Below are 22,077 nucleotides of genomic sequence, written 5' to 3' on the forward strand. Positions count from 1 at the left end.
AACAGACTGGTTCAGCCCGGTAGCGAATTTCTTTATGGAATATCTACTCTTTTGGCTTCATTGTAATTCCACCGCAGAATTCCTGTACCGCGGGGGGTATCATAGTTAATTCTGGACGCCGCCCGAACAAAAACCGTACGACCAGCCGGAATTTCATTTGCGGACTCGATCTCAATAACCTGTCCCAACTTTGTATCAAAACTATTTCCACTATAGTCTATTTTGGTTGACCATCGCTCATCCCGTGCCCTATAACCTACCGTGGAGGAATAGCTAACAAATAACTGAATATCCTTAACATTTAGAAAATCTGGACTAAAATTTCCCATCGGTTCTATTTTTTCGCGAAAAAACTGTTCGCTTACCGCACGGGTGACCTTTACCTTAGCTTTTATCTTGCCGTTTTCGACAGTGGGGTCGCCAACCCATTCCACTTTAAGAAAAGGGTGCACCTCCATTTTTATTTCATGCGAACCATTCAGCTCCATCGTTTTACTATCGTCTGACAATACTTTACCATCAACATCTGTACGCACCAATGGGATAAAAGGCCCGTCTACCGTGATATGATAATTACCTTTAAATAATTTGGTATTCTGAAAAGTTCCATCTGGCATGCAATAAAAGTCAGGGTTGTGCTCCACATTATCTCCCCAACTAAGCTCTGTCAATCGGACACGGATACCTTCACTCCCCTGATCGGTCAATACCGGTTCACCCGTCTGTGCATCAACGACAACTCCTTTTAATGCCACAGAAGGGGCTTCATAATTATCTGCCTCAAAGAGGCTACACGAACTCAGCATACATAATATGCCTATCGTGCCAAAAATGCTATTTTTCATCTCTTGTAATTCATTATACGTTAATAGTAGAAAATCACTCCTCCAATTAAAACTGCCCTGTTCAATTACGTTCGCAGCACAGCATACTTATCTATCGGTTGGGTTGCTGGTCGATCACCGGACTTTTCGCCACCTCTCCACCGGGAATTTCAAAATAATAGTCTACAGGTGTGTACCGGAATGTTTTGGTACTTACCCATTGAAATCGTGCATCAAAGAAGTATTTACCTGTTGCGGTGGAAAAAAACGGATACAATCCTCTGAACCTGAAGTTCTCGTTATTGCTGTATAAATTTTTATCCTTTTGTGTCCCCCAGAAACCATCCCGACCTTCAAAATGCAATACCCGCCAGCGACGTAAGTCCCATTTTGCCTTATGTTCAAATGCTAGTTCTTTACGACGCTCTCTTCGAACAATGTCTCTTCCGGTATTATCACCGGTTATTGTACCTGTAAGTAGATCTGCTCCTGCCCGGGAGCGAATCTCATTGACGGCGGTAGTTGCTGTCTGTAGTAGGTCGCTTCCATCGGTGGGGTTCGCTCCCAGCATTTTCAGTTCAACAGCTGCTTCGGCAGCATTCAACAAGACTTCCGCATAGCGCATCAAAATAAAGGGCTGATCGGATTTCCCTTCGCCAACTTCTTTTGCTGGATTTGTATTGAGCCATTTACGTACATAAAACCCTGTTAGTGTCGCTTCACCATTATCAAAGAATGGTCCTTCGTTTCCAGCGGCATTCATTTTTTGCCCATTGTAATCCACCGTTTGCTGTCCATTCCCATCTCTTGGACTCAGATATAAAGTCTTTGGTGAGCCCGAATAAGCACCCAGCTGTTGATAACGCGTATCTGCTGTAGCATAAGAATAATCTGAGAACAACGGTTTTATAGGAGTCTGACCGGTATAAACCCCTGCCCGTATATCCATTTTTCTTTCCTTGAAGATATCGTCAGGAAAAATAACATAAGCGCGCAAGCGGGGTTCCGCGTTTTTAAAGAAGTCCATTGGTTTGTCGTACAGTTTATACTCACCCTCCTTATTGCTTTGTCCGGTAGTCACTTTGACAGTTCCGTCAGGGTACTTGTCAAATCCATCAAACAATTCCATAAAATCCACCGTAGGACAGGTGCCGGCAGAAAGTGGTGACCGAAAGGTGAAAGGCGAGCTAAATGCATCAAAACTATGTGTCAACGTCGGATAAACATATTCTTTGACGTAGATATTTTCCGGGCTACTGAGGTCACTAAACATATCTACCATATTTTGATATTGCGCATCTTTGTCGTTTGCCGCCCATTTCTTTTTATACAGAGAATAGCCTCCCGCCGTTATTACTTGTCGGGCAGCAGCATAGGCTTCTGCAAAGTACTTTTGTGAAGCTGTTTTTGCTCTACTGGCGTCAAAACCGATAACCCGTACACCAGTTTTCCTTCCGAGTCCTGTCAAGCGACCAGAAACAGTTTCATTGTATTTGGCTACGCTTCCCGCATAAAGCATGGCTTCGGACTTAAAAGAAAGTGCCACATATTTATTGGAATATCCAGTTTTTGGACCTTTTGGAAGCATTAATTTGATTGCTTCATCATAATCCTTCAGGATCTGGTTCCAGGTATCTTCTTCCGATGCACGGGGGACTTCTAAGTTTTCCGAAGTGTTTGGATACTGCAAAACCTTCGTCACTAATGGAATCCCTCCAAACCGTCGGGCCATCGCGTAAAATACCGTTGCCCGAACATAATATCCTTCACCTAAATAATGGTTGTAAAGATCTTCAGAAAACTTGTCCTTGTAATTGGGTAAATTCTCGATCAAATGGTTTGCATCCCGAAGTAATTCGAATGCTCTCTCCCAATAGGCTGTCCTTTCACCGGTAAAGGAAGTACTAATGCCATCCCTGGTCACAGCTTCCCCCGTTCCTTCAATGCCGATGGCAGCCAACCAGCCATTGAATTCTATTCCCCATTGTGCCATATATTTGAAATCTTCAAAAGGCATTAGGCTATACATCCTGGCCATGTAAATATCCATGCCAGCGGGACTGTTCAACAGATCTTGATCTGTAACCACATTTTTGGGTGTAATATCGAGATCGGCGCAACCGGTAAATCCGATTGAGCCAGCTAATGATAATATAATGAGTAGTTTTTTCATTGGAATATTTTTTTGCGTGCTAAAAAGTAAGCGATAAGCCTAATGAGTAGGTCTTATTCAATGGATACATCCGACCTAAGTCATCATCCGGATGTTCTGGATCCACAAATCGTACGCCTGTTATTGTAAATAAATTATAGGCATTCGCGTACACGCGTAAACGCATCGTCGACGAAGGCTTTAGGTTTGAGAAAGTATATCCTAGTTCCAAACTCTTCAATCTCAAGTAAGCTGTACTGACGCGATTGAATTCAGAGTTTTCCTTTGGATATCTCCCCGTAAAGGCATAATATCCTTTCACCCATGCTGTTGCCGGATCGTAGGGATCAGCAGAAGGATCCACGGGATGCCAGCGATCAAGATATTGTTCCAGCGTTCCACCACCATTTGATCCCCAGATTGCATAGAGAGGTTCTTTATACTGCATGGAACCGAGAGCAGACCCTTGCAATAATAAGTTCATATCAAAATTTTTGTAGGAAGTCTCAAGGTTCATACTATAGTTAACCCAAGGTGTCTGGTCGAAGGCAAAGGGATGCTCATCTTGACCATTAATTTCACCATCGCCATTCCAATCCAGGTATTTATAATCTCCGGGCAATACATCACGTTCCTTATAAATCGGGTAGCTCCAGATATCTGCCCAATTTTCGTATCTACCGGCCGATTCATAGCCAAACTGAAGCCCCTGATAACGATTGTTCAGATTATCATTGCGCCAGCGATCATAGGAATTGCTATAAGGTCCATTTTCAACAGAAGTCAGGTACTTATTCCTTGTCACTGTGGCGATCGCTCGAATATTATAGGAGAAATCATTGATTCTATTGCGATGTTTCAATTCCAGTTCTAGCCCCATATGACGATCACTATCCGCATTTTGCAATGGCGGAACAGCCCCGATTACTGTAGGGAATTCGCTTTCAGGACGCTTAAATAGTCCTGATCTCGTGCGTTCAAAATAATCCAAGGTAAAACCAAATAAACCGTTCCAACCTTCAAAGTCTATACCGGCATTGAATGTTTTTGCAGTAAACCATGTAATTAACTCGTTTGCAATAGGTTTACGCGTAACTCCAGTGACGTATTTATCACCAAAAATATAACCCGGAGCATACTGATTGTTATAGCCGTTTTCGGCATTTCCGCTAGTTGCTGGATAAATATAGCCCGGTAACCAGCCAAAATCCCAGTCTTTGAACTGATCATCACCCAATGCGCCATAACTTGCTCTCAATTTTAACTGATTGACAAAAGAAAGTGCATCATTAGACTTGAAAAACGGTTCTTCAGAGATACGCCAGCCTACAGAAGCTGATGGAAAAAATCCCCATTGATGCCCTTTTGCGAAACGCGACGATCCATCATACCGAAACTGGAATTCAGCGATGTATCGGCCTGCAAAATCATAATTCACCCGCCCAAATAAAGCGGATTTCGCTTCGTTATAGTAATCTGCAATCCCAGGATACATCGAACTCATCTGACCGTCCTCCACACCAGCTGATAGTCTATCCGAACCAAATGCTAGATTTTTTAAAGCATAGAAATTATCGCCGTCATTTTTTTGTGATTCCCATCCCACAAGTCCGGATAGCTTATGTTGCTCCCCAAACGTTCGATCATAATTCAAGATAAATTGCCCCAATACCTGTTGTTTATCGAAAAACTCCCGTTTCATTTGATTCGGGCTGCTCAGATTATAGAGTTTCTGATCATATTTACCCGTTGTTTTATTCAACGCATATTGATAATATTCCTTTCTGAATAAGGAATTGTTATCCGTACGGTAATCATAACTAATCAATGCTTTTGCGGAAAACCCTTGAAGAGCGGGAGATAAATTACTCAGATCGTAATTCAGTGCGGCGGAGGATTGAAGGGTCTTCTTTTTGAATTTACGATACCCGGAAATATCCGCGTCCATCATTGCTACTGTATTTTGTTCTAAATCCAGTCCCTCATAATTTAACAAGGTATTTTCGGGATCAGCATACGCGGCGAATAACATCCCCTGTTTCCAATAGTTTCGAATAATATCAACAGAGCTGTTATAGGGATTATTTTGCTGATCGGCCATACCACTAATATTCAGATCCAATTTCAATCCCTTGGCCAATTCTGCCGAAATATTGGAACGTAGGTTGTATTTATTATAATTGAGATCACCTGATTTAAAGAATCCTTGTTGATAAGAATAGCCCCCGCCAATATAATACTGAACTTTATTACTACCGCCAGAAAAGCTAATATCGTGCTGAGTCTGCGGTGCATATTTGGAGAAGATTAACGAGGTCCAGTCTGATGAACGTCGTGTCCCATTTCTAAAATCTTCGAAATCTTTTTCCGTATAAATAGGACTACCACCATTGATGTTGTTCATGGACTTCTCATTGTAGATCGTCATTGCGCTGATCGCATCGGCCAATACAGGCAGACCCGAAGGCCTTTGGAAGGTATAAGATCCATTATAATTCACTGTGGTCTTCCCTTCCTTCCCTTTTTTGGTTGTAACCAAAACAACACCATTAGCCGAACGCACCCCATAAATTGCTGCCGATGCATCCTTTAATACCGAAACATCTTCAATATCACTTGGATTCAGGCGTTGAAAGTCTTCGCTCGTACGAGGAACCCCGTCGATCACAACCAGTGGAGCACCAAGTCCACGAATGTCGAAATTAGCACTGTAGGCACCCGGCTCTGCACTTCTCTGCCACACGCGTACGCCGGCCACACGACCCGTCAGCATATTCTGCGGATTTTCATTTTTCGTCTGCCTCATTTCCGTCCCCTTTACGGAGGAAATAGCTCCTGTAAGAGACTGCTTTTTCTGCGTTCCATAACCGACAACAACAACCGTTTCCAACTGTGTATCATCATTTTCCAATACAACATTAATTGTGGATTTTCCCTCAGTAAGCTCTTCCTTAGCGTTGAAACCAAGTGATTTAAATAAAAGCTTTTTCCCTTCCGGAACACTGATAGTATAACTACCATCCGCATCAGTCGTTGTTTCAATGCGAGTACCGGCATTCTGAACCGATATTGTCACTCCGGCAATAGGCTTATTGTTACTATCGAGCACTTTTCCACTGACATTCTTCTGTTGTGCCCATCCGATGGACGGAATGCCCAGCGCCATCAGCACGAGCAGCGTGCTGAGTCGCCGCCTTGATTTCCCTATATCCTTTTTCATCTTAATAAATTGGTTTTTAAATAGTTATTATACTACCTGATGTATTTCATGAGCTCGAAAGCCCGGTTTTTATTGGTATTCGTTTTTCTTATTCACAATTGTTTATGCCGATCTTCTGTTCATCGCACTATCTGCCGGCCTCATATTGCGATAGCATCGCATACTGTGCCGCATAAGCGAACATGAACATCCCTTCCAGGTTATTTTTGTCTTTGTCCGCATGCCATCCTCCAAGAAGGTCCTGTGGTAATAAACCGGAGCGCAAAAAATGGCTATACCCGTAGTCCAAATTCTGCTGAAAGGTGTCCATATAACTTCCCGCTTTTTCAAAGACTGGAGAAATCTGAAGAAACCCCCGAAGTAATACACCATTAAACCAGTTGTTAAACCCGTCCGAAGCATAGGTATAATGCTCCGAAACCTGTGAATCAGGCCTGGCAAAGTACCGGAAACTGGCATTCGCGAGTTCCTTTCCTTCTTCCAAATAGACCTTAGATCGGGTCGCGCGGTACAGATCAGCAGCTCCAGAAATCATTGTTCCGCTGTTGTAGGAAAAAGAGGTTCCGACGGCTTTCCTTAATTGGGTATTTTTGCGGTATTTTACGCCATCAACAATTTCGTAGGCAATGCTACAATCTGGATAACAGTCGCCCATCATATCGTCATAGACACCTTTATTATTCAATAAATTATCTTTTTGCCAAGCATAAATCCTTTTAGCAAAATCCAAATAAAAATCACTTTTTCGGATCATTTTAGAACGGCGGGATTGTTTATCCTTGGCATCAATATAATTGTATGTTATCTGGTCCTTCTTTTTCTTATAGATTTCATGCAGCCAGACCAAAGGGCTAACCATTGGGGCATTGCTACAGGCATGTTTGGTCACATATCCGGGGCCCCACGGGATTCCACCGTTCTCATTCCCTTGATCATTGCGGGTACAGTCCCATCCATCCAAGACGTAAGCTGTTAGATATTCTGCTTCTTTCAAATAGGTATCTTTACCGGTCAGGTGATAGGCTTCTATCAACTCGCGTATCATCCACATTTGATCGTCATAAACATTCAGAATACCTGTTGCGTTAGCTCCGCCTTTTTCGCGCGCACGGTCCACCGCATATACTGTCCAGTCCTTAGTTTGTGTAAAAGAAATCAGGTTGAATTTCCCCAAATAATGAGCAGCATTTTCATGGAGCTGGGCCAACAGGTCGACATAGCGCTTATAATGTTTATCAAATAGGCCATGATTCCCCTTTTCTTTTTGCAGTCTGAGACCACTCAATATCGCATTGACAGCTTCTATTGAAGCGGAATACATCCATACGCTTGCCTTTTCTTCGGGACGCACCTTTGTATCCGGGTTATAAAAACGATACATGGCTTGCCTGTCGGCTGAGAAATAAACTTCCATGGACCGATCAACGAGTTCCATCGCACGGACCAAGTTTTGCTCTTGAACAGACTGAAAGTTATTGATATTGATAACAGAAAAGGAGGTTCGTGTTTCACCGTGCGCGTGCCGAACAATCATCATTGATACGGAAGCAACAACAATTAATTGCAGCTTTTTAAAGACTTTCATAAGTAAGATTTCGATTTATAATTAGTTCGAGTTCCCACTGGAAATACCTGCAGGAATTCTAACGCAAGGTAATGTCGAATGATTAATTTTTGGGTTAAAATCGGGTTAAAACGCAAAAATAAAACAATAACCCAGCGACTATTTTTTTATAGCTTAATAGGAGACACAAATGCCTGTCGTGATTGTAACGTAGCTTTTATTTTATTGCGCGCATTTTTTTGCATACTTTTAATCCTGTAAGATATTGATAAGGGATATCCTAACCGTTACGATTTCATAAAAAGCCGACAAGGAACAATCTTTATATTGAACAGCTCATTGTCGACAACTATTGGTTTAAGTTTTTTTGATTGCGCTATGCGACGCTGTATATTATATATTGTTTTTTTACTTTTGATTCCGATACTTTCCCGATCTCAGGGGCTCAAGTTTAGAGCCGGACATGAACCTATAGATAAGCGAACCTCCTATGAATTATTCGACAAAAAGGATATTTCTTTTGAAAAGCAGTTTACCCTAACATTCCAACTATCCATTTATTCATCAAACTCATTAGGCAATATCTTCCGTGTCAAGAATAAAAACAATAACACGGTTTACAATCTATTTTATGATGAGGAGGCCGGAAATTGTATCTTCCGTCTGAATGAAGAAGGCAAAAGTAGCCTGATCATTGCAAAAATAAGCCAACAGCGACTATTTAGAGAAGAGTGGATTGATATCCAATTGACTTTCAACCTTCAAGATCAACTATTTGAACTCAAAATACAAGATCAGACTTTTCAGTCTCCAAAGGTGAAACTACCGCAGCAATATAGCCCCCAGGTTATTTTTGGAAAAAGTGATTACCTGATCGATGTACCAATGATGTCCATCAAAAATGTACGTATTGGAAATAAAAAAAATAATTATTCCTTCCCGCTAAAGGAAAATTCGGGGCATATTGTCCACGATGAACACGGTACGGCTTATGGGCGTGTCTCCAATCCAACCTGGCTGATTGTAGATTCTTACAAATGGAAAAATATTTTTACTGGCAATTCCCCATCACAGGCCGGTTCTAGTTACAACGAGCGCACAAAAGAGATTTATTATTTTAATCAGGATTCCATTACCATATTCAATGTAAAGAACAATCAGACAAGGAAACTCGCTTTTCCTAACCCCTGCCCTGTCAAACTGGTTTTAGGAAACAATTTTATAGACTCGACGACAAATAAACTATATGTCTATGAGCTTTTTTATACGCAACCTTACTTAGGTCCCACTGTCGCCAGTCTCGATCTTGAAAATTTCGAATGGAAAGTTGAGAGCGACGACCTGATGAAAAAAGAGCTAAACCATCATGGTTCTTTCTATGATGAAAGACATCGGCAGTTCTATATTTTTGGTGGTTACGGAAATATGGCTTATAGTGGCGAATTTAGACGTTATTCCCTAGACTCCAGTAAATGGCAAACCGTAGATGGATGGTCAGGCGATAAAATTTTCCCACGCTATTTTCTGACGGCTGGACAAGGACCTAAGGATCGGACAGCTTATATATTCGGTGGTATGGGAAATGAATCCGGTGAACACATTGTCGGACGAAAATATCTTTATGATTTCTATCAGATTAATCTGGACAGCAAAAAAATCACAAAAAAATGGGATATCGTTTGGAAAGACAAACATATTGTACCTGCCCGTGGTCTGGTCTTCCCTGATAGTGCTCACTTTTATGCCTTATGCTATCCGGAGTATCTGACTAAATCCAATATCCAACTTTACCGCTTTGCTGTTCAAGATGGAAGTTTTGACATATTAGGAGACTCTGTCCCAATCTATTCAGATAAAATAAGTACGCATGCCCAACTTTATTTTGATAAGCAATTGGGACGGCTTTTGATATTGGTTCAAGAATCAAAAGATGACATACAATCTACGCTAAAGGTTTATTCGTTAAATATGACGCCAATAACCCTCGCTGAATTAAATAGCTTCCCCACATACCGTTCAAACCACAAGGTGCTCTTATTGTTGATCTTGTTTGGCACATGTGGGCTTGGCGCTTACTTTATCTGGCGACGAAACCGAAGGAAAAGAAGCATGATCCATAGAACTGAGGAACCAACACTTAGTACGGTTCCAATAACAGTAACAAATCAATTACGACAAAATGATGAATATATTCGCGCTAATTCAATTTTTCTATTTGGCGAGTTTCGTGCTTTTGATCGCAATAAACGCGATATCTCCTATTTATTTAGTACAAAGCTAAAGCAGGCATTTTGCCTCATCTTGTCCCATAGGTCCGGAATCAGCTCGCAATATTTCAGTCAGCTGATGTGGCCTGACAAATCAGAAGATAAGGTAAAAAACTCGCGCGGAGTTACGATCAACCATTTAAGAAAAGTGCTGAGCGAGTTTACAGGAATAGAACTTGTACATAAGCAGGGCCGATTCATTCTTGAAGAAACAGATGAATTCTATTGTGATTATGTCGATTGTATCCAATTGATGGCAAACCCTTCCAATATCAATGAAAGTAGATTAATTCAGATCATTCAAAGAGGTAAGTTTTTACAGGGATTGGATCAACCTATATTTGATGCCCTAAAAACTGAAGTTGAACAAAATTTACTTCCCATTTTACTGGCAGAACTTCAGCAGGCGGATCTTGGACACCAGTATAAAAAAAGTATTGAGCTGGCACATACGATTTTCTTATTGGATCCCTTAAATGAACAGGCTTTATTTTCTGAAATAAGAGCGATGTTTGCTTTAAATCAACAGCATGATGCCCGTATTAAATTTCAGCAATTCTGCCTCAATTATAGACAGCTAATGAATGAGGACTTTCCACACCACTTGGATAAGATTATATAAATAAGGCCAATCATACGGCGAGGTATGATTGGCCTTATTTATATCACCACCGAAAAATTTAGGAGACCAATACCTCGCGATGACGTTTTACGAATTGCTTTTTGAGCAGATATAGTTTATAATGATCATACAAACCTATAATCAGCAACACGAAACAAACGACATAAAATGTTTTATTGGACAGGTAATTAAAGGAAATTCCGCTGAGTAGTCCCCCTATTACATAACTTGTAACAATGGTCAGCAACAAATGAAACTTATCCACCAAATCTTTATTGCTTCTATTGGCTTCTTTGGTGAACATGGATATCAATATCGCCAAATCGGTCGTCAATCCCGTCAAATGGGTTGTTTTCACAACAGAATTGGATATACTCGCCGTCAGTCCATTTTGCAGGCCCATTGCAAACAATAAGGCTCCGACCAATATTTCGGTTTCCTTTAGCGAATCTTCATAAAAAAGATCGAGGTATATCCCGACAAATAATATACTTAATATCTCCAGCACCAATGGTATCGAATGCGTCAGGTATGCGCTGAACTTTCCCTTTCCATGGATGATAATCAAATTGGAAAACATGCTTCCAATTAAAAACAACAAGATCCAAAACAAAACAACAGCGCCCTGATACCAATTTCCTTTCGCTATCTCCTGTGCAAAAACGGCATAATATCCTGTTACATTAGATGTAAAGGAAAAAAATACAATAACAGAAGCAACATTGACCATGCCGGCTGAAAATGCTGTTAGTCCACCCAGCTTAATATTGTCTTGAATCGTCCGATGGTTGCTATATTTCCTTAGCATATTTTTCCTTTCCTCCTTTTTTCAGCACGATACGTGCTATTCCTTTAGTTTGCATATCCAGGTTGAGATGTAAGACGAGCTGGTTTTTATTCAGTTTCTGAATAATAAAGCTTTCTACAAGCTCATTATTTTTACGCAGCTCAAGGATATGTCCCCTTCCTTTTAGAAACCAGTTATATTGTTTATCCTTGTGGTGGGCAACAAAATTCTTCTCACCCATTCTTTCAAAGTGCCAAAGGCCATCCTGTAGTGGCGGCAGATGTGCAATCGCAGCATCTTTAATTTCTTCGTGGATAATCGCCTGTTTTTTGAAAGTTGGTGATTTTTCTACCTTTTCAAAGTACCACCCCTGTTCTTCCCACTCTCCTTCCAAAAGCCTCTCGGGGTTTTCATAAAGCATAACCATTGACGACGCCCCGAAAAGCAACAGTGCCAAAAAGACAAAGTTGAATCTCGCCAGTATTTTTCTTTTAGTAATTAACATCCCATTTTTTATTAAAAAATAAATCCGCCAAGACACTCCTTCCCGTTTTGTTCGTTGCCGGCTTTTCGACAATATTCACATGCTTACGCTTAGTCTTGTTCAAATGCAGCAATGCCTGTCCAACATCAAAGAAATGTCTCGTTCTTTTTTCAAATTGATAATCCGTAGGAATCTTGACCTCGTCAATTCGCGCTCCAGTCAGATAATGATGTAAATAATTGGGATTGTCTGTACCGATAATATCTGCGTAAATATTCAGTTTGCGGTTTTCATATCGATGGCAAATCATCTGACAAGCCTTTAAAAAGTCTTCAGATTGAAGATCATTGAGCCGGTCCTCCAGTGTGATTCCTAATAACTCACTGATTGAAGTGCTGCTCTTATTTCCGTAAACCAAAATAATATCCAGCTGTTCGGCCTGAGACTGCTCGATACTATGGATTACAAAAAAAAGAGAATCAATTGTAAAATCACTTGGAATCAATACACGCGTTGTTTTTGCCATACCCAATTATTTTTTTAACAAAGTTAATTGGCGCGCATGGCAATGGCATGAAGCTAGAATTAGCTTTCCATTAGAATTTTAACAGACTTATTAAAATGAGATTAAAAATACAGCACGAATTAAAATGAGATTAAAACCGAATGTATGTTGGCAGTTCAATCTCTACGGTTGTACCCTCACCAACCACAGAATTAACCTTCAATGTTCCACCGTGTAGTTTGATTATATTTCTCGCCAATGGAAGGCCGATACCGTATCCATCGATTCCACTCGTATTGGAAGCCCTAAAATAGGGATCATAAATATATTCTAATTCTTTTGAAGGAATCCCGATTCCCTTATCTTTTATCAGAATAAACACTTTATTATCCAACGCCCCCAGAGCGATATAAGCTGTCCTATTAGAGGAATATTTACAGGCATTGCTAATGATATTGGATAATGCCAGTTGGAGTAAAATTGCATTTCCATTGACTTTAAGCCGCATACTATCATCAGGTAACAGACTAAAATCAGTCGTAATTTTAAATTTATCGTTGATGGCTTTAACCGTCAACTCGGCATCCATAACAATCTGGTCTATACGAACAGGATTGAACGTTGTTGAATTGCTTACAAAACCTGTGCGGGCTAACAACAAAAGTGCTTTGGTCTTTTTTTCTAAATGTTCAGCTGATTCAATAATTTTACCCAATGTACGTTGATATTCATCAACTGTTCTTTCTTTCGAGAGCGCCAGATCAGCTTGTCCGATTATTGAGGTCAGCGGCGTATTCAACTCATGTGAAGCATTACTGATAAAGTTTTTCTGGGTTTCAAATGAAGTTTCCAAACGCGTCAACATGTTGTTGAATGTAAATGCCAGATCATGAAGCTCACCCTTATATTTCTCTTCGTCAAGCCGTTTATCGAGATTCTCAGAACCAATCTGCTGGACTTCTTTCATCATTGTGAGGATAGGCTTCAAAAATGAACGTTTCATGAATACTGAAACCAACGAGATAAAGAGGATACCCAAAATCAAACTAATAATGAGCAAATTACGCAGGTAAGCCAAGTGATGTGTATAAAAGTAATTTTCAGCCGATGCACCGATAATATAATTTTTATTGTTTTTTGAGAAGTACTTTGTCGAATAGAATTGATGTCCAGCTTTGAAATTTGATGTTCCGGTCTTATTAATTTTATCCCATAACGCTGAATGAAAGCCCTGACTTCTTAAAATCTCCCCGTTCTTATCAAATTCAACAAAAAATTCATGTTGATTATTTAGATTTTCTATAAAATCCAAACTCCACTGATCTGTTTGTGATGCAGATTTACCATTGAGGAATTTTTCCGCCGCAATATTTCTCCGCAGATCCAGGCGTTTATAGAAATCCGTAAAAGCAAAGTTTGTAATCGAATAAAAGATAAAGCCAACGAAACAGCTGACATATATAACTAATATTGCTATTAGATAGATGAGTTTCCTATTGTAATTATTCATTTTAACCTATTCTGCATTCTTAACCAATTTAGTCTTCGATTTTTAACACATAGCCCATTCCGATAACCGTATGGATCGCTTTTTTGTTGGTTACCTTCTCGATTTTCTTTCGTAGGTAATTAACATATACATCAACGACATTTGATCCGATATCAAAATTAATTCCCCATATTTTATCTAGCAACTCACTACGCTCAAATACTTTCTTAGGGCTTTGAATGAATAGTAGAAGTAACCGATATTCGGTACTTGTCAAGTTAAGCTCCTGACCTTCGCAATAGGCAACTTTTTTGTAATCATCAATCGTTAGAAACCCATAATTAAATGTATCTTTCGAAGGTTGTGCTTCGCGTTGTGTTGCCTGAACTATGGATTGCTGTCTACGGATCAACGAACGTATTCTGGCCTTGAGTTCGATGAGTTTAAATGGCTTGGAAAGATAGTCGTCGGCGCCATTATCAAGTCCGAGAACCACATTTTCGGGTGTCCCAAGTGCTGTTAACATCATGACTGGCAAATCGGTATACCCCCATTGCCGAATCTGTTTGCAGATATCAAGTCCATTCGTGCCCGGCAAAAGAATATCCAACAGAACAAGAGCAACATCTTGTTTGGCCAATAATTGTTCGAGTCCTTCTGAGCGTCCAAGATGAAACACCCTATAACCTTCTTCCCCTAAACCCTGAACGATTAAATCTGCAACGTCCTGCTCGTCTTCAACCAAAATAATTTTTTGCTCCTCCATATTCGTCATAATCTATATTTCCTATTATCGCTCCGAATCCAAACCATAAAAATACTGTTTTGATACTATAGACACAAATCCCTTAGCCGTGATAAAGGGCAGCAGGGCTAGATATATCAAAAGAAGTGATTGTTTCCGCAAACAGCGCATCATATACAGGAATAAAAATTGAAAAACTATATTTGTATAACTAGTAATACGGCAGTTTATTTTACGGAATTATCTGATATAGTTCATTTTTTAACCTTAATCAGTGCATCGTTTATTGGTTGTTAGACATAGCCCCCCATTCCTATTTATATGACGGTTAGCGCTATGCTCTGCTAAGCTCACTTGTGAATTGACTTCTTCGCTCTTCTTACGACGTTTGTTAGCGGATTTATCCTCTGCGACACCAATTTTCCAAAAGGAATAAACGTAAAGTTCTTCCCTTTTCCAACCAAGATCCTTACGCAAATAGTTTCGTATTCCTCGAACGGTTGAAAATTCGGCAGCAACATAAGCTAACCGATCCGTATATCCTGTATCCCATCAGAGATCGATTAAAATATCCGCATTAATTTTTCAATTTACTTGGTGGAAATCCAAATTTTCGTCTAAAAGCGTCTGAAAAATGACGCTGATTTTATATTTAAAAAATGCACAAAATACGACATCTGGCATCGATATTTCGAGTTCTGACGTATTTTAGTGAGCTATCTACCGGGAAGTAAAGAAGGGGGAAGCAAAATTTAACCCCATTTGAAAAAATCGAATGGGGTTAGACAAAGCAGTTAAACTTAGGAACTATTCAGGGATTTTTAGCAAAGAACGGTGCTCCGCCAGCCAATTTCTTGCCGCATCAGCTTTATCTCTTTTTCCTTCCATTTGTACCAAGAGATCAGCCATCGTCCCCTCATCAAAGTGGATGTGTGAAAAGAGATTTGCCAATTCCGGTTGATCTTCGCCAAAGTCTTTGCGTGCAAAGATTTTAATCGCTTCTGTACTTCCCAATGTCTTTTTAGGATCGTTTAAAAATTTCAATTTCATCTTACCAAACATCCAATGGGGCTGCCAACCCGCCACGACAATCCACCTATGATCCTTAATAGCATTTTGCAGCTCAGTAATCATCGCCACTGTGGATGAATTTATGTGTCTGTAATTCAATTCATAATCTTTAACAACCTGATCTACTACCGCTGTAATCCCTGCGCCTTTTTCGATCCCAATAATGCTATTATTGAATGCTGCTTCATGCTCTTTCAATTGACCGATATCATCAATGGAAACATAATCGGGCACAACAAGACCATTGCGTGCGGAAGCATAACTGGTACCTATTTCCTTTAGATTTGGGAATTTCGCTACCTTAGCGCCATGTGTCAAAGGTAGCCAGACATCCATATAAAGATCTGTATCACCATTATTCATCGAAGCCAAGATCATATCTGGGGTAGCACGCTGTATAACCACATGATACCCTTTCTCCTCCATGATCGCTTTGGCAATATAGGTCATCGCAACCCCCTCTGCCCAACCGTCAACCATCCCGATATGGATGATATTATTCTTCTTGCCACTATGACAAGCCGAAAACAAAAGCACGATTACACAGCATACTAGTATCCTAATTTTCATCATTATTTATTTTTTATTTACAAAACCTTGTGTTATCCGGTCTAAAATAATTGCTAGAATCACCACGGATAGTCCACTTTCAAACCCAAGGCCTATGTCAAGATTATTGATTCCCTCAAGAACTCTTTCGCCCAAACCGCCAGCAGCAATCATCCCCGCAATTACCACCATCGATAACGATAGCAATATTGTCTGATTGATCCCGGCAAGAATGGTTTTAGTTGCCAAAGGCAATTCGACCTTAAATAAAATCTGCCGATTGGTTGCTCCAAATGAACGGGCAGCCTCAACAATATCCTTCGGTACCCCATCAATACCCAGCGTGGTCAAGCGAACCGCTGGGGGCATGGCAAAAATGATCGTAGCAAAGGCACCGGGTACTTTTCCTATACTAAAAAACAGTACTGCTGGTATCAGATAGACAAAAGCAGGCATCGTCTGCATTAAATCCAATAAAGGCCGGATGATCTTTGCTGCAAATTTATTTTTGGCCGCCCATATCCCCAGCGGTACAGAAATAAGTAATGCTGTCACCGTCGCGACCAGCACCAAAGCCAATGTTTCCATTGTTTCCGTCCAAAATCCCATCAGATAGATCAATGTCAATCCCAGGAATGTGGTCAGCGCAACGCCTTTACCGGATTTCCACCAGGCCAATGCGGTAAAAAGTGCGATCATAACGAAAAAACGGGGTCGCGATCAATAACCATTCAAGACCAAGAATAGACGTATTTCCGGTATTTTTGATCAGGTCAAAAAATGGTTTCAGATTGTCTGTCAACCAATTGACAGCGATGGCTATATATTGTCCTATGTCGATTACTTTATTCATATCTATTGATTATTTGCTTGCTCTTTTAATTCTATGATTTCCTCTTCGTTGTATTTGGTCGCCTCAATAATTAATGAAGTCTGGGTTACGATTCCCAGTAAACGGTTGTGTTCATTGACCACAGCAATGGGCGATCGCACTTCTGATATCAGAGGTAACATTTCCTCCACAGTCACTTCTTTTGATACAGTAGGAACATTTGCGTGAATGATGGTCTCAACAGTCGGTTCTTTGCGTTTGGCCGACTGGATCACTTCGTTGATATGCACAAATCCGAAAAAATGATCATGCACGTCCACGACAGGTAATATATCTATACCTGAAGCACGCATTTTGCGCAGAGCACCTTCGGGACCATCTTTTTTGAACCGTACAACAGTCGGTTTCTCAAACATCAATGAGCCTGCCGTAATAATTGCTTTCCGATCCACTTTTTCAACAAAAGCTTTTACATAATCACTTGCTGGGTTCGTCAGGATATCCTCAGCAGTACCAATCTGCTCAATTACTCCATCCTTCATAATGACGATACGATCGCCTAATTTGATGGCTTCATCGAGATCATGTGTAATAAAGACAATTGTTTTCTGTAACGTATCCTGTAGTTCAAGCAGCTGATCCTGCATTTCGGCTTTTATTAGGGGGTCCAGTGCCGAAAACGCTTCATCCATCAGTAAAACCTCAGGATCATTGGCCAAGGCTCGGGCCAATCCCACGCGTTGCTGCATCCCGCCGGAAAGTTGAGCTGGCAGCTGCTGTTCGAAGCCGTTCAATCCAACGATATCAAGAGCCTTTTGCGCTTTTGCTTCACGTGATTCTTTGTCCTCCCCTCTTATTTCCAGTCCAAATGCAGCATTACTCAGCACCGTATGATGCGGAAGCAAACCGAATTTTTGAAAGACCATACTCATCTCTGTCCTGCGCACCTCCAAAAGCTCTTTATTATTTTTCCCGGTAATATCTTCGTCATTGACAAATACCTTTCCTGAGGTAGGCTCATTCAATCGGTTTAAACAACGAAGTAAGGTCGATTTGCCGCTTCCCGAAAGCCCCATGATCACAAAAAACTCACCTTCATGGATCTCGAAATTCGCTTTGTTGATCCCTATGGTACATGCCGTCTTTTCCAATATTTCTTTCTTCGAAAACCCCTCGTCCAATAATTTCAAAGCTTGTTTTTTTTGTTTACCAAAAACAATGGTTAAATCTTCAACTTTTACTTTTACCTTTCTAGTTTTATCCATTTTTTATTTTTTTTTAAACATAAATAAAACAAAAGAGCATGAGTAAACCACTAAGGCTGCACACCTACGTAGTTTTCATTCACATAAAATATCCCTACAGTTGAATTCGTTTGATCGAAATTTTAAACTTCAGTTCAATCTACTTATTAACTAAGACGCTTTACTCTCGGTTCGATAAGAGCAACGATGAAAAAGAAACTAATCTTTTAAAGATGAGCTATGCTAAACACAGCTCCAAAATATACTTCAACAAGTACAACGAACAACTTCGACTGTGCCTCAAAAAGGATCCAGTCCTAGCGGAATAAACTCACGCCATTCTGTCTTTTGACAGTACAAAGGTACGAAAAATAAATTAAACACCTTTTTAACCACATAGACAACTCACTGTAAGCATGTTATAAAAAACACCAAACAAAGTAAAAATAGGTGCTAGTGACTGCTAAAACAGACTATCCCGTAATCCATATTGTGAACACAACAACTTAGCCTTATTTGCAAAAGCCTGGCGGTAGTAGCCCGGCAATTTTCGATCTGCACCAAATAGTCGCTGATACTTTTGTAATAGCTGAGGATAATGTTTTTCGATAGCGCGCATGACCAGTGCGCTATTGTCCGCAGGATCATTTCCGTATAGGACGAGCGTAGCAGGGAAAACATAACTTGCACCAATAGCCTGAAAAGTCTGAAATAGCGATTCCAGACTCGCTCCAGTATCCGATATATAGGGCAACAGTGGCATCAGACTGACGCCACTATAGAGCCCCTGTTCAAGCGCTTGCCTTAATGCTTCCAATCGTAGTGAGGGCTTAGGAGCCCCCGGTTCGAAAATACCGGCAACGCGATCATCTATAGTCGAAAATGAAAAGGTAACAAACGCCTTATGTGTTAATTTTGACTGAAGATCCTCAGGAAGTATTGCCGCTGCATCACTCTCTCTTAACAAATCAAAATCCCGGGTAACTAAGTTCGACTTCGTAATAATATGTACCGGAAAACGATAGTGCAGGATGACTTCCAGCAACTGTCGGATAAGCAATTCGGACTGTTCCAGCTGCAGATACGGATCTGTCGCAGAAGAAAGAACGATAATTCCATACTGTTTTTTTCGCGCACGCAGAGACAACTGTTTTTCCAAGAGTTCGACAGCATTGCTTTTCATACTCAATTTTTCAGCCATGTTTATCCCGTACTTACTTCCCCTGATATAGCAATACAAACAATTGAAAGAGCAACCACTATAGGGATTCAGCGTATAATCGTCAAGAAACCAAGGGTCTCTTCGTTTGGTCTTATTGAGAATGGATTTCGCAATTAAACGGCGCATAATATCCCATTCACTTTAAAACGTTCTACCCATACCTCTTGATGCAGGCCACACCTCCTTAAAACCATATTGCGCATAGAGCTGGAAAGCAACACCATCTGCGATCAAACTGACATAACAGCTGTCAGGGAGGTTTGAATTCATATATTCATCAAGTTTCTGCATAATCAGTTTTCCAAGCCCTTTTTTCTGATGTTCAGGGAGCACACAGATGTCAACGACCTGGCAATGGCAAGCACCATCGCCAACAATCCTACCCATACCTACAATTTCATTATCATTGTCCTCATCTAAAATAGCCACGCAGCATAGGGAATTTTCCATTCCTAGACGTGCAGCTTCCTCCGTTTTTGGAGATAACCCTGAGTGTTCCCTTAAAAATTGATAGCGCTTATAATCTATCTTCTGATATACGGCTTGATAGTGCATAGTAAAATGATCAGTTTATTCGCTATGAAATTATTCATAATAATACATTTTTCAAAACCGCATTGATTATACAATACTAAAAAACACATAAATAGTTATTCTAAAATACGAATTCCAGTTGGGGATCAGCACGCTATTTTTCCTTAAATTAGCTCAATTATCTGGTTTTCGCTGTATTTTCACGGCCGGAAAATCACTTCGGAGGGGCTAATGCCCCTAAAAAATCTCTATATTCAGTGGATAATCGCAAATATTTAATTTTCAATGCATAATAAATATTTTAATTCATTACCTTTATAGCATTGAAACAAAACTCAACACCAGCCATGTTTATCGGCGCTGTCAAATGGTTCGACAATAACAAAGGATTTGGTACCCTTGCGTTACCTTCCGGAGAAGAACTCTTTGTGCATATACGCAGGTTTAAAATTCCTCCGGAGCATATTATTCAGCCTGCTGAGGTAATAGTCGGAGACAAGAAGTCTGACCCCAAGCGGAGCGGTTACTTAGCCCACAACTGTAAAATCCTCAAGAGACCTGAAGATTGGAAATTTGTCATCTCTCTCTTTGAAAAGGATCATACTGTACTCATCCCCGATAACCACGGCCACGAGCAAAAGCACAACCTCACCTCATTAGCAGCAAGACAATTATTACGAACCCAAGGCAAAGACAACGTAGTTTCCATGTTGACCTCTCATTTTGATGTCCGTTTCAACAGCTCCATTTTCTTAGCTTATGCTGAATTGCTTGACAAAAGTATCTCAGGTATTTTTGAAAAAGAAATAGCATCTGAACTTCTCGCTCAGATTTTCTCATACTTTGGAAACCATGTTTCACATCAGATTTTATTCAGGGTTTGGAAAGAAAGGATGTTCAGGTATATTGGCTATCCGGCCGATGGCGACTATGAGATTCCCGAAGAAGTGCTTAATCTGAACGCAACTGAGATAAATTACGACGATTTAACACGAATCAGGGCTTATAGTTTTGGTAAATCTTTCTGTAACGATTTTGTAGAAGCATTATTTGACGATTTGGAAACAATGGACAAGCAAGATGTCGAGCCCTTGATTCCCTATATTGATTTCCTTGAAAACGAAGATTCTATTGAGAAAATTAATCTAATCATGCAGTAAGGTGAATTGAGAATGGGAATAACAATCGTATTTATTGCTATACTCGTTCTTATACTCATGTTAATTATTCGTTCCAAACTGCCCATAACTCAAAAAATAGCAGTATCAATCGGCACCATTTTACTGCTCTTCTTCCTACTTGCTTATCTATTTATCAGCGGATTCGACAGTGGGAGAACACCGAAAAAAACAGCAGAAGAATTAAATCAAGAAGAAAAAAAATAAAACAACAGTCTTTCAAATATTAAGATAAACGAGTAATTTAGTTAGCGCAAAGCGACCATTAAAACAAGATAAAGCTGTAAGATTAATTAAATTAAAATAATGCCAGAATTATTATTCACATTACTAATCAGACTTTTACCGAGTCATTATCATATAATTGACTCTTTCCGTAACGACGATGACTTTTTAGCGGTACTGCTCCTGATGGGTTCATTCGTGTTTCTGGCACTCACGGTCATAAGCATCCTTCTTGGTTTACTCTTTGTAGCAACAATCATCCTGCTTATTAGCGCTGGCATTATTTCAACATCGGTTATCGTCGGGTTACAACAGCGGTCCGTAACCAAAGGATTCAAAACCCTATTCCTTTCTTCAGCCATTGTGGGCAGCACTATAGTTTCCGTTATATTTTGCATTTTCCTCAATGCAGTTTATGATTGGCACAGCAATAACATGGCTATTCTAATTGGCATCGGCCTGGGCATTGTTTTGGGTATAGGATTAGGTTTACTCGCCTTCAAAGCCATGACTGGACTTGTCAGGTTTTTGACGAATAAATACCGGAAATAACACCCATCTTC

The 22,077-nt window shown here is 40.2% G+C and carries 19 protein-coding genes and 1 pseudogene; 4 read left to right on the forward strand and 16 right to left on the reverse strand.

All coding sequences use genetic code 11. The annotated features are described in order from the left end of the window. Positions 1–32 precede the first annotated feature (32 nt). The 4 genes from B4G94_RS07780 to B4G94_RS07795 form a co-directional block, all read right to left on the reverse strand. Positions 33–845 (reverse strand): DUF3823 domain-containing protein, encoded by an 813-nt coding sequence (locus B4G94_RS07780; protein WP_286858123.1) that lies wholly within the window; start codon positions 843–845, stop codon positions 33–35. A gap of 91 nt (positions 846–936) precedes the next feature. Then, on the reverse strand, positions 937–2,997 hold the full coding sequence (locus B4G94_RS07785; protein ID WP_286858124.1) for a RagB/SusD family nutrient uptake outer membrane protein: 2,061 nt from the start codon (positions 2,995–2,997) through the stop codon (positions 937–939). Positions 2,998–3,016: 19 nt separating this feature from the next. Beyond that, complete coding sequence (locus B4G94_RS07790; RefSeq protein WP_286858125.1) at positions 3,017–6,196, reverse strand: SusC/RagA family TonB-linked outer membrane protein; 3,180 nt, start codon at positions 6,194–6,196, stop codon at positions 3,017–3,019. 127 nt (positions 6,197–6,323) lie between these two features. Beyond that, positions 6,324–7,781: a glycoside hydrolase family 76 protein gene (locus B4G94_RS07795; RefSeq protein WP_286858126.1), complete on the reverse strand. Its 1,458-nt coding sequence runs from the start codon at positions 7,779–7,781 to the stop codon at positions 6,324–6,326. A 393-nt stretch (positions 7,782–8,174) separates the two neighbouring features. On the opposite strand from B4G94_RS07795, the gene B4G94_RS07800 reads away from it, so the two are divergent. Then, positions 8,175–10,649, forward strand: coding sequence for a hypothetical protein (locus B4G94_RS07800; RefSeq protein WP_286858127.1), 2,475 nt, complete (start codon positions 8,175–8,177; stop codon positions 10,647–10,649). A 58-nt stretch (positions 10,650–10,707) separates the two neighbouring features. Here the strand turns inward: B4G94_RS07800 and B4G94_RS07805 are convergent, their stop codons facing one another. The 12 genes and pseudogenes from B4G94_RS07805 to B4G94_RS07860 form a co-directional block, all read right to left on the reverse strand. Further along, the gene (locus B4G94_RS07805; protein ID WP_108632413.1) at positions 10,708–11,457 is read right to left on the reverse strand and encodes a YoaK family protein; all 750 of its coding nucleotides are present in this window, start codon (positions 11,455–11,457) and stop codon (positions 10,708–10,710) included. Further along, positions 11,441–11,941: a hypothetical protein gene (locus B4G94_RS07810; protein WP_165306228.1), complete on the reverse strand. Its 501-nt coding sequence runs from the start codon at positions 11,939–11,941 to the stop codon at positions 11,441–11,443. The genes B4G94_RS07805 and B4G94_RS07810 overlap by 17 nt, the downstream gene beginning before the upstream one ends. Further along, positions 11,928–12,446 (reverse strand): hypothetical protein, encoded by a 519-nt coding sequence (locus B4G94_RS07815; RefSeq protein ID WP_108632415.1) that lies wholly within the window; start codon positions 12,444–12,446, stop codon positions 11,928–11,930. Before B4G94_RS07815 ends, B4G94_RS07810 begins: the two co-directional genes overlap by 14 nt. Before the next feature lie 130 nt (positions 12,447–12,576). Next, positions 12,577–13,935, reverse strand: coding sequence for a HAMP domain-containing sensor histidine kinase (locus B4G94_RS07820; protein WP_108632416.1), 1,359 nt, complete (start codon positions 13,933–13,935; stop codon positions 12,577–12,579). 28 nt (positions 13,936–13,963) lie between these two features. Continuing rightward, positions 13,964–14,680: a response regulator transcription factor gene (locus B4G94_RS07825; protein WP_286858128.1), complete on the reverse strand. Its 717-nt coding sequence runs from the start codon at positions 14,678–14,680 to the stop codon at positions 13,964–13,966. A gap of 246 nt (positions 14,681–14,926) precedes the next feature. Next, positions 14,927–15,181 (reverse strand): annotated as a pseudogene (locus B4G94_RS07830) (SIP domain-containing protein); the annotation flags it as partial. Positions 15,182–15,466: 285 nt separating this feature from the next. After that, a complete protein-coding gene (locus B4G94_RS07835; RefSeq protein ID WP_286858130.1) occupies positions 15,467–16,303 on the reverse strand; it encodes a glycine betaine ABC transporter substrate-binding protein in 837 nt (278 codons plus the stop codon). A 3-nt stretch (positions 16,304–16,306) separates the two neighbouring features. Then, positions 16,307–16,978, reverse strand: a complete 672-nt coding sequence (locus tag B4G94_RS07840; RefSeq protein WP_286858131.1) for an ABC transporter permease — start codon at positions 16,976–16,978, stop codon at positions 16,307–16,309. Beyond that, positions 16,935–17,132 (reverse strand): hypothetical protein, encoded by a 198-nt coding sequence (locus tag B4G94_RS07845; RefSeq protein WP_286858133.1) that lies wholly within the window; start codon positions 17,130–17,132, stop codon positions 16,935–16,937. Before B4G94_RS07845 ends, B4G94_RS07840 begins: the two co-directional genes overlap by 44 nt. A 2-nt stretch (positions 17,133–17,134) precedes the next feature. Further along, positions 17,135–18,376: a quaternary amine ABC transporter ATP-binding protein gene (locus B4G94_RS07850; protein WP_286858135.1), complete on the reverse strand. Its 1,242-nt coding sequence runs from the start codon at positions 18,374–18,376 to the stop codon at positions 17,135–17,137. 442 nt (positions 18,377–18,818) lie between these two features. Beyond that, positions 18,819–19,703 carry an SPL family radical SAM protein gene (locus B4G94_RS07855; RefSeq protein ID WP_286858136.1) on the reverse strand — a complete coding sequence of 295 codons (885 nt, stop codon included), beginning with the start codon at positions 19,701–19,703 and terminating at the stop codon, positions 18,819–18,821. Between the two features lie 15 nt (positions 19,704–19,718). Further along, positions 19,719–20,132 carry a GNAT family N-acetyltransferase gene (locus B4G94_RS07860; protein WP_108632430.1) on the reverse strand — a complete coding sequence of 138 codons (414 nt, stop codon included), beginning with the start codon at positions 20,130–20,132 and terminating at the stop codon, positions 19,719–19,721. 302 nt (positions 20,133–20,434) lie between these two features. Between B4G94_RS07860 and B4G94_RS07865 the strand changes: the two genes are divergently transcribed. The 3 genes from B4G94_RS07865 to B4G94_RS07875 all read left to right on the forward strand — a co-directional run bounded on the left by B4G94_RS07865 (position 20,435) and on the right by B4G94_RS07875 (position 22,066). Continuing rightward, entirely contained in the window at positions 20,435–21,271 is an 837-nt protein-coding gene (locus B4G94_RS07865; RefSeq protein WP_146190972.1) for a cold-shock protein, read from the forward strand. A gap of 12 nt (positions 21,272–21,283) precedes the next feature. Next, entirely contained in the window at positions 21,284–21,496 is a 213-nt protein-coding gene (locus B4G94_RS07870) for a hypothetical protein (protein ID WP_108632432.1), read from the forward strand. A 99-nt stretch (positions 21,497–21,595) separates the two neighbouring features. Next, positions 21,596–22,066, forward strand: a complete 471-nt coding sequence (locus tag B4G94_RS07875) for a hypothetical protein (RefSeq protein WP_165306223.1) — start codon at positions 21,596–21,598, stop codon at positions 22,064–22,066. The last annotated feature ends 11 nt before the right edge of the window (positions 22,067–22,077 follow it).

It is taken from the genome of Sphingobacterium sp. UBA7625, from assembly GCF_002484085.1.
Classification (GTDB): Bacteria; Bacteroidota; Bacteroidia; order Sphingobacteriales; family Sphingobacteriaceae; genus Sphingobacterium; species Sphingobacterium athyrii.